A 15,028-nucleotide genomic window follows, 5' to 3' on the forward strand; every position below is an offset into this window, starting at 1 on the left:
CAGGGAATGTTCACTCAACCGAGCCAATCGAGAACAGCCGCAGCGGTCCACGACTGTTGCATACTGCCCAGCGGCTCACCGGTGAAAGGCTCGTAGTATTCGGCAAAACTGCCATCGCTGGCCTGCCGCAACCCCTCCGAACGTAAGACGTGCGATCTCTCGGCCCACCCCCGACGCGCGAACGCCCACGAGAACAACCACGTGATCACCGGCCACACCGGGCCACGCCAATACTCCCGAGGACGGAAATCGCCGGAAACCGGAGACGTCGACGGTGGGACAGCAAACCGCATGTCCGGGTGACCACAGAATTTGGGCCCCTCGAAAGTGCGCAACAGAGCGCGCTCGGCATCGCGGCTCAGGCCGCCGCACAGCAACGGCGCAAACATCGCGATGGTCTCGGTATGAACCCATCGCCCGGTGCGAAGATCGAAATCCTTTGCTGCACCTGATCGTTCATCGGTGGTGGCAATCACGCCCTGCCGGAATCGATCTGCCCAACCGCGCAGATCACGGACGTCGGAGTTCGGCCGCGAATGCTCCTCACCGATAGTTGCCAAGACGTCGCATGCCATCGAGAAAACCGCACTGACAAACACGTCCTCGACGGCAAAACTCATGGCAGTGGCGAGTTGAGAATCCTCGTACCGCACGGCCTTCATCTCTTCGAGAAGCCAAAGGTAGCGGTCGTATTCGTTATCCGTGGGCCGCTGAGACAGGTCCGTCACCACAGCGAGATCAGCACGCTGATACGCAGGAACTTGTCCCGCAACAACATTCGCGTACGCCAGATCCCACCGCGGAGAGTTGTCCATCCCAGATTCCCACCCGTGATAGAGCGCGATACGGCCGTTGCCGTCGAGATCGCGGGCCTCCGCCAACCACCGGTGCCACCGAACCAGATCGCTCCAGCGTCGGTCGAGGAACTCTTCCGCGACCGCACGCGTCGTACGTCCGTGCCGACGCGAATGATCGAGAATCCGCTGCACCGCGATCGCGTGAACGGGGGGTTGGGTGATTCCCGATGTAGCGGTACCCAGAGGAGCATGCGCTGCCAACGCATTGACATCCCACCGCGTCGGGCCGGGGAAGTAGCCGTCGACACCGTTCGCGAACACGATGTGCGGAATCATTCCGTTCTTCCACTGAGCCGAGAGCAAGGTATCGAGCTCTACTACCGCCCGTTCGACGCTGAGCGGCGCCAGACCTACCGCCACGAACGCGGCGTCCCAGCTCCACATGTGGGGATACAGCTTCGGGGCAGCGCTGGTCATCGTGCCCAGGTCGTTTCCGCGCAGCAAGTAGGCAGCTCGGGCGGCGAGCTGAGTCGGGGTAAATCCGCGGTCTGCCATAGATGTCTATTTTGCGACGCGTCGAGCCTTTGCGCTCACCGAGCACGAATCCGGCGCCGCAGCCGCAATAATGAAGGAAGTCCGTCAGGTGATCTCGGAGTGGAGGCCTAGTGCGCGAGAAGATCAAAGCACTGCTGTTCGACGTCCAGGGCACAGCGACCGATTTTCACAGCACACTGTGCCGAGAGGCCCGTCGAATCACCGACGCCGACGTGGACTGGCCAAGATTCGTCAATCTCTGGCGCGCTGAGTACTTCGCGAACACCTCCGAGGCCGACGACTCCACAGGCGAATGGGTGACAGTACATTCGGTGTACCGCGAGGCTCTGCGCAAGCTGTTGGCCCGCGAGAGCATCGAACTTTCCGATGCCGAACAGGAAGAACTCACCACCGCCTGGAAATTCCTGGACCCGTGGCCCGACACTGTCGCCGGCCTGACAACCCTGCGCCAGCAGTACACAATCGCTGCCTTGTCCAACGCCGACGTGAATGCCGCAGTCAGCATCTCCCGGCACGGAAATCTGCCATGGCATGCCGTCTTCACTGCCGAAATGGCCGGCGTCTTCAAACCAGATCCGAAGATCTACCACCTGGCCGCTCGATATCTCGGGTACGACCCGGCCGAGATCATGATGGTTGCCAGTCACAAATATGACATCCGGGCGGCCAAAGCTCTCGGATTCCGCACAGCCTTCATAGCTCGACCACTCGAATTCGGAGCCAGGGGCAATCCCGATGTGTCCTTCTCCGACGAGTTCGACATCAACGCCGAAGACTTTCTCGATCTGGCAGCGCAATTGGTCCACTGATCCCGTGCCTGCGCGTCGTTGCTGGTATTCCTACGTGAAGGAATATCGAAACGGACAGGCGGTTTGGAATTCATGGGCACCAAGGAAGACAGCGCTACCCGCGAACGCAAGGCCCTGCGGTACTCGCTCGTGGTCGCAACGGCGTTGGCTGTGCTCGCCGCATTCTGGGGCTGGATCTCGCAGTCCCAGGTGATCCTGCTCGACGGTGTGTACGCCCTCATCGGAATGGTGTTGACGGCGATCTCACTGCGGGTCTCGCGGATAGCCGACTCGGGCCCCACCGCACGCTTCCCGTTCGGCAAGGAGGCATTGATCCCGGTCGTCATCGCTGTCCAGGGCATGGCACTACTGGCGACGCTCGCCTACGCCGCAGTCGAGGCAGTTCGTGTCATCCTCGCGGGCGGAGCCGACGTCACCGCGGGGTCTGGTGGCATACGGCGCTGTCAGCGCGGTGGTGTCGATCATCATCTGGCGCTACGTCCGACAAGTCGACCGCACATCTGATCTGCTCGTCGCCGAAGCCAGGCAATGGGGAGCGTCGGCTGCCTTCAGCGCGCTGGTCGCAGTCGGTGCTGTCGTCGCAATGATCCTGGGCCGCACCGATTTCTCCGACGCCGACCGATATGTCGACTCCGTCTTGGTCCTCCTCGGCTGCGCGATGCTGGTCCCGCAACCGTACGCACTTCTGCGAACCGCACTGATCGAACTCCTCGAAGGTGCTCCCGGCGAAAACGTTCAGGCCCGCGTGCACGAAGCCATCGCCGTCGTCCGCGACGAATTCGGCTTGGACGAACCGACTCTCACCATGAGCAAGGTGGGTCGCAAGCTGTATGTCGAAGCGACGTTCATGGTCGCGCCACACAGCTGGGACATCGACGGTGAAGACGCAGTACGACGCTCGTTCGCCACCAGCCTCGCCGATCTCCCCTACGAACCGTGGCTGAACATCGAACTGACTACAGATCCGGCGCTGATGCTCTAGCGACGGAATCTGCTCTCGAACAACAGAATCACGACGGCCGGGCCCACCTCACCTTCTCGAAAAAGCCCTTGACTCGAAAGTATGTTCGAGTATGATGGGAGGTGGAACGGGGGGTTCTCATGACGATCAACATCACCGACGATGCCGTCACCGACGTGGTCAACAACTCCGCCGTGGGTGTGCGCGGACGATTGTGGCGGCTTCACCCCAGCGACGTCCGCGAGATCGCCATCACCGCGTCAGCGGAAATCCTTCGCCTGGAAGCCATTCGAGTGGCCGCCGTCGACACCCTGACGTTGAACCCGGACGAACAAGTACTCTGCTACCGCGGCACCGGACAATGGCTCGCGAACCACACCATGCTGCAGATCTCCACCGGCAGAAGAATCGCAGCCCTGGGCAAAGCGCTACGGTCGTTTCCCGAGATCGAAGACCAATTCGATGCCGGTGACCTCACTTTCGAGCACGCAGCACTGATCGTGGCGTTCTGCGAATCCCCACCCAAAACAATGCCCGACGCCGCACTACCGTACTGCCGCGACACACTCCTCGCCGCAGCATCCGGAACCGAAGCAACCACCGTCAAACTGCGCTACGCCATCAGCGTCCTCGAGCACATGTTCGAATCCGACGACCCACCACCAAGCGAAGACACCGACCGCAACGAACTGCGCATCTCCCCCACCCTCAACGGAAGAATCGCCGTCCGAGGCGATTTCGACGGAGTGACCGGCGAAATGCTTCTCTCCGCCCTCTCCAACCTCTCCATGCCCACCCCCGCCGAAGACGGCACACCCGACAAACGACCCGCCGCCACACGCAACGCAGACGCCATGGCAGAACTCATCCGACGCTACCTCGACAACGCTGCCACCGGCATCGACGGCGGCCAACGCCCACACCTGAACGTGCACATCAACGCCAAAGACCTGGCCCACCACCGTGAATGCGCCACAACGGGTGATGGCTCAACACCTGCCCCGTCCGAGGACGACGATCCCGGCATGCTCGATCTCGACTTCCACGATCTCGACAAACAAGATCTCGATGTCGGCCACATGCCCTGGATGGGACCACTGAGCGTCGGCCGCACCCGCATGATCGCCTGCGACTGCATGCTCTCCAGCGTCCTCCTCGACGGAAACGGTGCCCCACTCGATGTCACCCCACTCAAAAGGCTTGTCACCGCGGCACAACGAACCGCACTGATCGCCCGCGACAAAGGATGCGCCTTCCCCGGCTGCGACTGCGTCCCCGCCTGGACCGACGCCCACCACATCAAACACTGGGCCAAAGGAGGACCAACCGTCATGGACAACCTGGTCCTACTCTGCCGAACCCACCACACCCTGATGCACCGAAAACCCGGATTCACCGGCAAATGGGAAATCCGAATGGGCACCGATCACCTGCCCTGGTTCATCCCACCACCAGGCATCGACCCCGACCAGAAACCCCGCCGCTCCACCACACGACTCTGAACCCGGAGGTCACCGAGCAAACGCCTCGGTGACCCATTCCGGCATGCTCTCAATTGCCTGCCCACTCCAAAAGATCTTCGGCGGTCCAGGTATTGATCACCCGATCGGCTTCGACACCGCACGTTTCGGCCCGGTCACAGCCGTAGCCCTGCCAAGCCAGCTGACCGGGGGCATGGGCGTCAGTGTCGATGGAGAAAAGACAATCGAGATCGCGGGCCAACTCGATCAAACGCGAAGGCGGGTCACGACGCTCCGGTCGGGAATTGATCTCAACGGCTGTGCCTGATTCGCGGCAGGCCTCGAACACTTTCTCCGCGTCGAACTGCGACTCGGGCCGGGTTCCGCGAGCACCCTCGACAAGACGCCCGGTGCAGTGCCCGAGAATATCGACACGCGGATTTCGCACTGCAGCAAGCATTCTGCGGGTCATCGCCTCGCGTTCGGACCGCAGCTTGGAGTGGACGCTCGCCACCACGATGTCGAGTTCGTCGAGCAGATCGGGATCCTGGTCGAGTGAACCGTCCTCGAGGATGTCCACCTCGATTCCCGTGAGAATGCGGAAGGGAGCCAGTTCGGCATTCAACCCGGCTATCACGTCGAGTTGAGACCGTAGGCGCTCCGCGGACAGCCCGTTTGCAACTGTGAGGCGAGGCGAATGGTCGGTGAGGGCGCAGTAGTCATGGCCGAGTGCTGCTGCGCGTCGCATCATCTCTTCGATGGGGCTTCCACCATCGGACCAGTCGGAGTGGGTGTGGAGGTCGCCGCGCAGCGCTTGTCGCAATGGGCTGTCGCCGATGGGCTCAGCCTGCCCCCGCAGTTCCTCGAGATACTCGGGGATGCCGTCGTACGACTGAGCGATAATCGTGGCAGTCTTCGGCCCGATGCCGGTGAGGGCCTTCCAACTGTCGGCTTTCCGGCGAGACTCCTTCTGCTCGTCGGACAATCCTGAAAAGACCTCCGCAGCTCGGCGATAGGCCTTGACGCGGTGCGTTTCAGCGCGTGATCGTTCGAGCCAGTAGGCGATCTCCCGAAGCGCTTCATCCGGTTCCATGAGACCACTGTTCCGTCAGCAGCGGCTCGCGGCAACCCTTGATCCCCTTACGCTGTGAATATGGACGACCCGAGAGCACGATTTGAAGCCGCGCGGGTGGCTCACCTGGCAACGGCAGATGCGGCCGGCGTTCCGCACATCGTGCCGCTGGTATTCGTCTTGGTGGGCGGCACCGTCTATTCCTGTGTCGACCACAAACCGAAAACCACGACCGCTCTTCGCAGGCTCCGGAACATCACCGAGACGGGGCGCGCAAGCCTGCTGGTCGATCATTACGACGACGACTGGTCCGCGCTCTGGTGGGTCCGCGTCGACGGACATGCGGAGGTTCTCGACCCCGGCACCAAGGAGTCCGAGAGCGCGATCGATGCTTTGGCCGCAAAGTATCCGCAGTACGTAGATCACCGACCGCACGGACAGGTGATAGCTGTCCGCGATGTGGAGTGGTCGTCATGGTCCGCAGCAGCCTAAGGTTCTGTCCTAGTGTTCAAGGAGCGAAAGTGATTGCAACACTCTCAATTCGGACAAATTGGCGGGGGATCGATGAAACGACGGCAGTTACTTCAGCGCGCAGCCACAGGTCTGGCGCTGGTAGCGGGACCTCAGGTGATCGACATGGGTAGCAGTTCCGGAAGCAGTCAAGACGCAACAAGTCCGTTGAACGAACAGTTGTCGGTTGTTTCGCTCTCACACGTGAACGACCCGGCGACGACGCCGGTTTTTCCCGGCGACCCCGAGTTCACTCTCGACACAGCGGCCACCATCGCAGACGACGGCTACTACCTCCAGTACGTCAAGGAAGGTGAGCACACGGGCACGCATTGGGGCGCACCCGCACACTTCCAGGAAGGCGGCCTCACAGCCGACCAACTCGATCCGGCGGACCTCTTCCTCCCCGCAGTGAAGATCGACATCCGGGACAAGGCTGCCGCCGATTCGGACTATGCGCTCACGGTCGCGGACCTGCAGGAATGGGAAACGCGCAACGGCAAGATCCCCGATGGAGCGGCCGTAGTTCTCTGGACCGGGTGGGAATCGCGCTGGGGTAGCGAAGAATATGCCAACTCCGATGCCGAGGGCGTCACCCACCAGCCCGGCTTCTCGGTGGACGCGGCGCGGTGGCTGATAGACACCGGCCGTTTGGGCACCCGCGGAGCATTGGGAACCGACACGTTCGGTCCCGACCTCGGAAACGACGAAACCTACCCCGTCTCGACAATCCTGTACGACAAGCATCGAATCAGCCTGGAGAACTTGAACAATCTTGCCGCCCTGCCAACCACCGGGGCTAGCATCCTTGTCGGTGGTGCGATCAACAAGGCCGGATCGGGTTCACCGGCAACGATTTTCGCACTACTACGGCGATAACCATTTGCGACGGTCGCCGTAGACAACGACCGCGCCCTTCCCACTTCTCTTCGCCTCGTACATCGCCGCATCGGCCTGGCGAAGAAGAGTGTGCGCGCTGAGCGGTTCGTCCCCAAACTCGAACTGCGCGGACTCGAAATGCGCGACACCAACGCTCGCACCCACCGACACCGATGTGTCTGCAGTCTGATCGGACCTGAGCGCGTCGACGATCCGGCGAGCCACGACGACGGCGTCGTCGATCGTGCCCTGCAGGAGCACTGTGAACTCGTCGCCACCGAATCGGGCGACAAACGCACCCTCGGGAACCGCTTCGCGCAGACGTGCTGTGAGAGCAACCAGTAACCGGTCGCCGGCCGGGTGCCCGTATCGATCGTTGATCTGTTTGAAGTCGTCCAGATCGACAAGCATCAGCACCCAATCGGAGTTCGTCTGGCGATAGTCGTCGATGGCGCTCGCAAAGTGTTCGTCGAACGCGGCCCGGTTTGCAAGCTCGGTGAGTGGGTCGTGATGTGCTCGGTACCTCAGCTCGTCCTGGGCAGCGGAGATCTGTTGAAGGAGCGCGTCGTTCTCGAGGAGCGTGAGTATTTGGCGCACCAGCGCGAGAACCAACACGCCGACGCCGAGTATCACGACCACGGCATCGAGGTTGCCGACGATCAGCGCCTGAACAGTCACGATCGTCGCGATCACCGCGATCAACAGATACGGCAGCAGCAACTGAGTCCGATCGCTTCGCCACTGCTGCGGCGCGTTGCGGTTCCGAGGCTCGGTTCGCTTCGTCAGCGCCGCCAAGGCGATCAACGGCGGCCCCGCGATGAACCCGGCATCGGCGATGGTCGGCATACTCTCGGCGCCGATCGCCACCAAGTACGCGTACAGGCTGTCCGAAAGGGAGAGCATCACCAACCCGCACCCGAGGAACGTCAGCGGTTCACGGATCTCTGCTACGGCCTTCGGTCCGATGACCATCAGCAAGACCATGGCGATCAGAACGAAGTCGGTGATCGGATACATCACCGCGACAAGAAACCCGAGAGATCCCGTCGGACCGGTATGAACGACGGCGCCCAGGGCTGTTGTCCACGTGAGGATGAACAATCCACCGACAACGACAAGACCGTCGAGCGTCAGCACGAGCCAGAGATGGATCGGACCGATCGCCTCACGCCGGGGCGACTGACGCACCAACGACAGAAGCGCCGGCACGGCGAACACCGGGAACATGAAGAAACCGATATCCGCGATCGACGGCGACGGAAGTGGAACGTGGAGAACCGAGCGGTAGAACGCCCAGAAGAACATCCCGAGAGTCCAGCCGGCCATACCCAGAGCCATCAGAGTTCGCCAACGACGCTCGACGCCGTGATAGCGCCGCGATGTCCACCAACAGACCGCAGTTGCGGTGGCTCCGCCGACGAGCTGGGCGATATCGTCCACCAGAACCGAAGTTCGTGGGCTGAGCAGCCCGGATCCGGCGAGAGCGATGACCGCGACAACGACGCCGAGAACCAGCCACGTGCGTCGCGCTCGGAACTGCGTCATCGAAGAACCCATCGGTGTTCAAGGCGTCACCACCGATCGTCTTGCAGCCGGCATCGTTGCGGCCGGAATGTTCGTGGTGACGAATGCCCGTACGAACCTACCCGATTTGGTAGCGGATTGTTAACTGGACGAACGATCAGGAAGGCTCGTACGCCGCGGCGCTGTATTCCGCTCGGGTCCTACGCCGCTGCGAGTTCCATTTCGCGATCACCCCTTGCGACGGGCTGAACAGGTACACCAGAGCGAACACGATGCCCTGCGTCATGACGACCATGCCACCGGAAGCCGTGTCGAGGTAGTAGCTGACGTAGATACCGGCAATCGCGCAGACTGCGGAAACGACGGGAGCTATCACCAGCATCCGCGAAAACTTGTCGGTGAGGAGGTAGGCCGTCGCGCCGGGGATGATCAGCATCGCCACCACCAGCACGACGCCGACGGCTTGCAACGCCACAACGGACGTGAGTGCGAGGACGCCGAGTAGCAGCGCACCCAGGCGCTTGGGCGAAAGACCTATCGCGTTCGCATGGATCGGGTCGAAGGCGAACAACGTCAGATCACGACGCTTGATCAACAGAATGCTCAACGCCAACGCGCCGAGTATCGCGACCTGCAGAAGATCAGACGAGCTCACCCCCAGCAGGTTGCCGAAAATGATGTGGTTGAGATCGGTCTGGCTGGGGGTCACCGAGATGAGAACCAAACCGAACGCAAAGAGAGTCGTGAAGACGATACCGATCGCGGCGTCTTCCTTGACGCGACTGGTGTTACGGATCAGTCCGATCAGGGCTACGGCGATCAACCCGAAGATCAAGGCCCCGATCGCAAATGGAGCGCCGACGACGTAAGCGAGGACAACACCCGGCAGCACGGCGTGCGAGACGGCGTCGCCCATCAACGACCACCCGATGAGCACCAACCAACAACTGAGCACCGCGCAGACAACCGCTGCCACAACCGCAACGGCCAACGCGCGCACCATGAATCCGTACTGGAGGGGATCAAGTAGGAGTTCTACGAGGTTCATCGATCAGGTCCTGTCCATCACGTCGAGTCCGAAAGCCAGGGCGAGGTTTTCCGGTTGCAGCACGGTGTCCGGGTCGGAATGCACCAGGACCTTGCGCATGAGCAGTACCGCCTCGTCGCAGAGTTTCGGCACAGCGTGGAGATCGTGGGTCGAGACCAAGATCGACCGGCCGTCGGAAGCCAACTCTCGTAGCAGCATCGAAATCGTTGCCTCGGAACGCTTGTCGACGCCCGCAAACGGCTCGTCCAGCAACAGTATCGACGCGTCCTGAGCGATGCCGCGTGCGACGAACGCGCGCTTCTTCTGACCACCCGAGAGCTGACCGATCTGACGATCCGCAAATTCGGTGAGTTCCACCCGCTCGAGGGCCTCTGCCACCGCCTCGCGATCTGCACGCCGCGGACGTCGCAAGAATCCGAGGTGGCCGTACCTGCCCATCATCACGACGTCACGGACGCTGATCGGGAAGGTCCAGTCGACGTCTTCACTCTGCGGCACGTATCCGACGCGGCCGCTCTTGCGCGCAGTGGCTGCGTCGAGACCGGCGATTCTGACAGAACCGTTGTCCGGCTTGATCATCCCCATGATCACTTTGAACAGAGTCGACTTTCCTGAACCGTTCATGCCGATCAGTCCGCAGACGCTACCCGAGTTCAACGTCAGATCGACGTGGTCCAGTGCGTGGACCTCGCCGTAGTGAACGCTGACGTTTTCGACGCGAATGGCTTCGTTCATGATTTACCGCCGGTCAGACCGCCGAGGATGACGTCGGTGTCGTGGCGAATCATGTCCAGATAGGTGGGCACGGGACCGTCGGCTTCGGACAGCGAATCGACGTACAGCGTTCCGCCGAACTTCGCGCCGGTCGCCCCGACAACCTGCTGCATGGGGGCATCCGAGACCGTCGACTCGCAGAAGACGGCGGGAACGGAATTGGCTCGGACGAAGTCGATCGCGGCGATGATCTGCTGCGGCGTCGCCTGGTGCTCGGCATTGACCGGCCAGATGTACGCCTCGCTGAGTCCCGCGTCCCTGGCCAGATAGGAGAACGCACCCTCGCAACTGACGAGTGCACGCTGACCTGCGGGCAATGCCGCCAGCCCACTGACCAGGCCGTCCTGAACTGCTTGCAGTTCCGCCTTGTACTTCGCGCCGTTCTCCGCAAATGCCGAGGCGTTGTCCGGGTCGAGGTCGCTGAAAGCAGTCACCATGTTGTCGACGTAGATCTGCGTATTCAACGGAGACATCCATGCATGCGGATTGGGCTTGCCCGCATACGCGTCGCCGGCGATCGGAATGCCTTCGACGCCGTCGCTGACCACGACGTGTGGCACGTCCAGTCCGTTGACGAATTTCGCGAACCACGCCTCGAGGTTCATGCCGTTGTCGAGGATCAGATCGGCTTCGCTCGCCCGCCGAATGTCTCCGGGCGTCGGCTCGTAGCCGTGAATTTCGGCCCCCGCCTTGGTGATCGACTCGACGCGAAGATGATCGCCGGCAACGTTCTGGGCGATGTCCGACAGCACGGTGAACGTGGTGAGCACCACCGGGCGGTCGTCGTCGGAGCCAGAACTCACCGCAGAACAGCTGGACAGAAGCAGGGCGGCGAGGGCGGCAATTCCCAGGCGGCGGAAGTTCTTCGCGTCGCGTGTCGTCATGGTCGAACTCTAATATGTGGGTAAACAAATACACAAGTTCGTCTGGCCGAACAATCCTCACTCGATAGGCTCGCACCATGCGTCCTACTGCTTTGATCACCGGTTCCAGTCGCGGCCTCGGAGCTGCCATCGCACGCGAACTGGCGCCGACACACGACCTGCTGCTCGGTGCACGATCCGCACAGGCCCTCGAGCCGATCTGCGCCGAACTGCCCGGATCGACGCCCCTACCCCTCGACCTCACGGACTACGACGCCGTCGCCGCCGCCGCCTCGTCCATCACGACGCTCGACGTGCTGGTACACAACGCCGGCGTGGCCGACATCGGAACCATCGAGGAATCCTCGGTCGATCAGTGGCGACGCACCCTCGAGGCAAACGTCATCGCCGTCGCCGAACTCACGCGGGTTCTCCTGCCCGCGCTTCGCGCGGCTGGAGGTCACGTCGTGCTGATCAATTCGGGTGCCGGACTGCGCGCCAACGCCGGTTGGGGCTCGTATGCGGCCAGCAAGTTCGCCCTGCGCGCTTTCGGAGATGCGTTGCGCCTGGAAGAGCCGGCACTTCGGGTCACCTCCATTCACCCCGGACGGATCGACACCGACATGCAGCGCGACATCGTCGCGGGTGAGGGCGACGAGTACGACCCTGAGCGCTTCCTGAAAGCCTCCACTGTGGCGCGTGCCGTACTCACTGCCGTCGAAACACCGTCCGACGCACACCCCACGGAGATCGTGCTTCGACCTACCGGCCGGTAAATCCCCAGTTCGGCGGTAACGGAATGGTGACGATGGCCATCCGGATATCGCTTTTCCGGGCACTGGCCCGATACTGACATCAGTTGTCGGACAAAGAGACTGGACTTGTCTCAGGAGTTCATCGAGAGGTGGTGTGCGATGCATGATCATACGGATACATGGGGGATCCCCAGCCAGACTTTCCTTCAGTGGTACCTGGTGGCGGCTGCCGTCGCGATCGGACTCTCGCTGTACAGCCGAATGACTGCGCGCCGGTCACCGGTGGTCGTCGACGCTGTCCGTCGGCCGCTCACTCCTCCCGAGATCGGTGCCTTGACCAGTGACTACCAAGCGGTGCTGGCGTCGATGGCTATTCTGCGCAGCGCCGAGCTGATCAGCACCGAAGGCAAGACCAAGCTGGCGCTCACTGCGGAGGACAAGAATCGTCTCGACTGGTTCACCCGTACGGTGCACAAGCGGCTCGGCAACGGAAAGGTCCCGCTGCGGCAGGTGCGTCTGATGGGACGGCTGAACGTCGCACTCGCACAACTACGTACGACGTTGATCGACGAGGGATATTTGCAACGCCAGCAGGACGGTCTGACCGCTGCCCTTCGGACCGTTCCGATCGTGGCGGTAATTGCTCTCGGCTTGGTCCGTCTCGTCGCCGGAATCGCCGGCGGTAAGCCGGTCGGGTTCCTGCTCCTCACCATCATCGTTCTCGCTCTGATGATTCCACTTCTTCGCATCAAGCGTCGTCGGACAGCTTTGGGAGACAGCGAGCTTCGACGCCTCAAGCACGAAAACTCGTACCTCTCACCGAAACTGCGGCCCGCGTACACCAGCTACGGTCCCTCGCTCGCCGGGCTCTCGGCGGCGCTCTTCGGTTCGGGCGCTCTGGTTCTGATCGATCCGGCGCTGGCGGGAGCCGTGGCTGCGGGTGCCGCGTACAGCCCGGGCGGCGGAAGTTCGAGCTACTACAGTTGTGGCTCCTCATCCGGATCATCCGGCTCGGACGGCGGTGGCGGCAGTGGGAGCAGTTGCGGCGGCGGGGGGTGTGGGGGATGAGCACGCATGCAGCCGACACTTGGGGGATCCCCAGCGAGGATTTCCTCTACGGCTACATAGCCGTTTCGGCCACGCTCATGGTTCTCACTCTGGGGTGGCGTCTGATGATCCGGGCACGCCGGCACGGGTACTCAACCGAGCACGGGTATTCCGCCGAGCAACTGACGCCTCCGGAAGTCGGAATGCTCACCGGCGAGTCACGCGCCATCGCAGCATCATTGGCAATCCTGCGTAGCGCTGACCTGATCACCACCGACGGCGCTGTCCTGCGCCCGTTGGGCCCTGGCGACGAGACCCTGGACTGGTACACCCTCACCGTGTACCAGCGCCTGGCCCAGCAGGCTCTACCCCATCGTCGGCGCCAACTCGCCGAGCGTATGACGGTGGAAACAGCTCGCCTACGAAACTCTTTGGCGGACCGGGGATACCTGACCTCCGACAGCGCCAGGCGTTCAATCTTTCTCTCCACAGTTCCGCTGAAGATCCTGGTGGCCGTGGGTATCGTCCGCATTACTTTCGGACTGCACAACGACAAGCCCGTCGAGTTTCTGATTCTCGCCGTACTCGTCACCGGGTTCAGCATCCCGCTGCTCGGGCTCAACTTCGATCGAACCACCTCTGGCAAGGCGGCACGTTCGGAACTGACCACGGCACACGCCTACCTGTCCCCGCGCAACAAGCCTGCCTTCTCCGCCTACGGACCACGTTTGGCGGGAATGTCCGCCGCTCTCTTCGCCGGTTCGGCGATGCTGATGATCAATCCCGCCTTGGCCTCCGCCGCCGGAATCGGTGCCGACGGCAGCGGAAGTAGCGGGGGTTCGGACGGTGGCGGTTCAGGCGGGGGAGGCAGCAGCTGCAGCGGGGGCGGCGGATGTGGCGGCGGCGGCGGTGGATGCGGGGGATAGCCGCGCCCGGGCGAGCATAAGCGCTGCGGCCTCGGTAGTGATGCCACGTTCCTCGCTCAACGAGTACACCTCGTCCAAGGTTCGACCGATGCCTCGGGTTCGTTCGACGACGTCTCCTTCGTTCCACCCCAGGAATTCTCGCCCCACGAGGTGAAAGGCTCCGCCTGCGTTCGCGACGAAATCAGGGGCACAGAGAACCCCGCGGTCTCGCAGAACCTCACCGGCAGCGGCATCGGTCAAGATGTTGTTTGCTGCGCCCGCCACGGCCAGAGTCGGAATCGACGCAGCCGCAGCGAAATCGATGATGCCTCCCATCGCGCAGGGGGCAAAGAGGTCACACGGTGTTCGGAGGACCTCGCCGGCAGGAACGACCGTGTGCCCCGCGAGAGAAGCCGCCTCGAGGCGCTGCGGGTCCGTATCGGCAACCAGCAGACGTGCGCCAGCCTGCGCTGCGAGACGGACGACGTCGCCGCCGACGGCGCCGAGCCCCTGTACCAGTACCGTTCGGCCGTCGAGTGTTCCGAGTCCTCGGCGACGCGCCGTGGCCTTCATCGCTTCGAACACACCCAGAGCGGTGGCGTGCGCGCTGGAACCGGCGCCACCGTTGTCAACCGAACGCCCGAAGACGTATCTGGTGGTGCGACTGAGCTGATCCATGTCGGAAGAGTTGGTGTTGACGTCAGGACCAGTCCAGTAGTTTCCTTCGAGCTTGTCGATGTTCTCGGCGTGGATGCCGAGGATACGAGACCAGGTTGCGGCGTCGATCTGATTGCGCGGTGCTGGCAGTGCGATCACCGACTTCCCGCCACCCATCGGCAGGTCGGAGACAGCCATCTTCAAAGTCATTGCACCGGCGAGCTTCCCGGCGTCCGCCAGAGCGTGGCCGATCGAGGGATAGTGAGCGGCCCGCGTGCCACCCGACGCCGGTCCCAGACGGGTGGAGTCGATTCGAATCACGAAAGTCGTGCCGGTCTCCCGATCATGGCGAGTGACGGTCAGTTCACCGTCCCAGCGCAGTTCGTCGTCGATACTCATTGAATCTCCTTTT

The 15,028-nt window shown here is 62.4% G+C and carries 14 protein-coding genes and 1 pseudogene; 8 read left to right on the forward strand and 7 right to left on the reverse strand.

The annotated features are described in order from the left end of the window. Positions 1 to 14: 14 nt before the first annotated feature. Positions 15 to 1,352 carry an amylo-alpha-1,6-glucosidase gene (locus tag GN300_RS10540; protein WP_042449890.1) on the reverse strand — a complete coding sequence of 446 codons (1,338 nt, stop codon included), beginning with the start codon at positions 1,350 to 1,352 and terminating at the stop codon, positions 15 to 17. A 110-nt stretch (positions 1,353 to 1,462) separates the two neighbouring features. Here GN300_RS10540 and GN300_RS10545 point away from each other — a divergent pair, with 110 nt between their 5' ends. The 3 genes and pseudogenes from GN300_RS10545 to GN300_RS10555 all read left to right on the forward strand — a co-directional run bounded on the left by GN300_RS10545 (position 1,463) and on the right by GN300_RS10555 (position 4,624). Next, on the forward strand, positions 1,463 to 2,161 hold the full coding sequence (locus GN300_RS10545) for a haloacid dehalogenase type II (protein WP_007735269.1): 699 nt from the start codon (positions 1,463 to 1,465) through the stop codon (positions 2,159 to 2,161). A 72-nt stretch (positions 2,162 to 2,233) separates the two neighbouring features. Then, positions 2,234 to 3,143: pseudogene (locus GN300_RS29980) on the forward strand (cation transporter). Positions 3,144 to 3,262: 119 nt separating this feature from the next. After that, entirely contained in the window at positions 3,263 to 4,624 is a 1,362-nt protein-coding gene (locus tag GN300_RS10555; RefSeq protein WP_063315368.1) for an HNH endonuclease signature motif containing protein, read from the forward strand. A gap of 49 nt (positions 4,625 to 4,673) precedes the next feature. On the opposite strand, the gene GN300_RS10560 is transcribed toward GN300_RS10555, so the two are convergent. Continuing rightward, on the reverse strand, positions 4,674 to 5,675 hold the full coding sequence (locus tag GN300_RS10560; protein ID WP_063315367.1) for a PHP domain-containing protein: 1,002 nt from the start codon (positions 5,673 to 5,675) through the stop codon (positions 4,674 to 4,676). 60 nt (positions 5,676 to 5,735) lie between these two features. Here GN300_RS10560 and GN300_RS10565 point away from each other — a divergent pair, with 60 nt between their 5' ends. Next, complete coding sequence (locus GN300_RS10565) at positions 5,736 to 6,146, forward strand: TIGR03668 family PPOX class F420-dependent oxidoreductase (protein ID WP_030537452.1); 411 nt, start codon at positions 5,736 to 5,738, stop codon at positions 6,144 to 6,146. A gap of 144 nt (positions 6,147 to 6,290) precedes the next feature. Further along, positions 6,291 to 7,043, forward strand: a complete 753-nt coding sequence (locus GN300_RS10570; protein ID WP_007729041.1) for a cyclase family protein — start codon at positions 6,291 to 6,293, stop codon at positions 7,041 to 7,043. On the opposite strand, the gene GN300_RS10575 is transcribed toward GN300_RS10570, so the two are convergent. The 4 genes from GN300_RS10575 to GN300_RS10590 form a co-directional block, all read right to left on the reverse strand. Beyond that, on the reverse strand, positions 7,032 to 8,588 hold the full coding sequence (locus GN300_RS10575; RefSeq protein ID WP_063315366.1) for a GGDEF domain-containing protein: 1,557 nt from the start codon (positions 8,586 to 8,588) through the stop codon (positions 7,032 to 7,034). The two genes, GN300_RS10570 and GN300_RS10575, sit on opposite strands and share 12 nt — an antisense overlap. Before the next feature lie 136 nt (positions 8,589 to 8,724). After that, the gene (locus GN300_RS10580; RefSeq protein WP_063315365.1) at positions 8,725 to 9,615 is read right to left on the reverse strand and encodes a metal ABC transporter permease; all 891 of its coding nucleotides are present in this window, start codon (positions 9,613 to 9,615) and stop codon (positions 8,725 to 8,727) included. A gap of 3 nt (positions 9,616 to 9,618) precedes the next feature. Next, positions 9,619 to 10,350 (reverse strand): metal ABC transporter ATP-binding protein, encoded by a 732-nt coding sequence (locus GN300_RS10585; protein WP_054186862.1) that lies wholly within the window; start codon positions 10,348 to 10,350, stop codon positions 9,619 to 9,621. After that, positions 10,347 to 11,273, reverse strand: a complete 927-nt coding sequence (locus GN300_RS10590; RefSeq protein WP_063315364.1) for a metal ABC transporter substrate-binding protein — start codon at positions 11,271 to 11,273, stop codon at positions 10,347 to 10,349. Before GN300_RS10590 ends, GN300_RS10585 begins: the two co-directional genes overlap by 4 nt. Before the next feature lie 77 nt (positions 11,274 to 11,350). Between GN300_RS10590 and GN300_RS10595 the strand changes: the two genes are divergently transcribed. From GN300_RS10595 to GN300_RS10605, 3 genes are all read left to right on the forward strand, one after another. Then, the gene (locus GN300_RS10595; RefSeq protein ID WP_007729052.1) at positions 11,351 to 12,028 is read left to right on the forward strand and encodes an SDR family oxidoreductase; all 678 of its coding nucleotides are present in this window, start codon (positions 11,351 to 11,353) and stop codon (positions 12,026 to 12,028) included. 138 nt (positions 12,029 to 12,166) lie between these two features. Beyond that, complete coding sequence (locus GN300_RS10600; protein WP_063315363.1) at positions 12,167 to 13,075, forward strand: TIGR04222 domain-containing membrane protein; 909 nt, start codon at positions 12,167 to 12,169, stop codon at positions 13,073 to 13,075. Beyond that, entirely contained in the window at positions 13,072 to 13,980 is a 909-nt protein-coding gene (locus tag GN300_RS10605) for a TIGR04222 domain-containing membrane protein (protein WP_047272643.1), read from the forward strand. Before GN300_RS10600 ends, GN300_RS10605 begins: the two co-directional genes overlap by 4 nt. On the opposite strand, the gene GN300_RS10610 is transcribed toward GN300_RS10605, so the two are convergent. Continuing rightward, complete coding sequence (locus tag GN300_RS10610) at positions 13,909 to 15,015, reverse strand: Glu/Leu/Phe/Val dehydrogenase dimerization domain-containing protein (protein WP_063315362.1); 1,107 nt, start codon at positions 15,013 to 15,015, stop codon at positions 13,909 to 13,911. The genes GN300_RS10605 and GN300_RS10610 overlap by 72 nt on opposite strands. Between the last annotated feature and the right edge of the window lie 13 nt (positions 15,016 to 15,028).

It is taken from the genome of Rhodococcus sp. Ni2, from assembly GCF_021352185.1.
Classification (GTDB): Bacteria; Actinomycetota; Actinomycetes; order Mycobacteriales; family Mycobacteriaceae; genus Rhodococcus_F; species Rhodococcus_F qingshengii.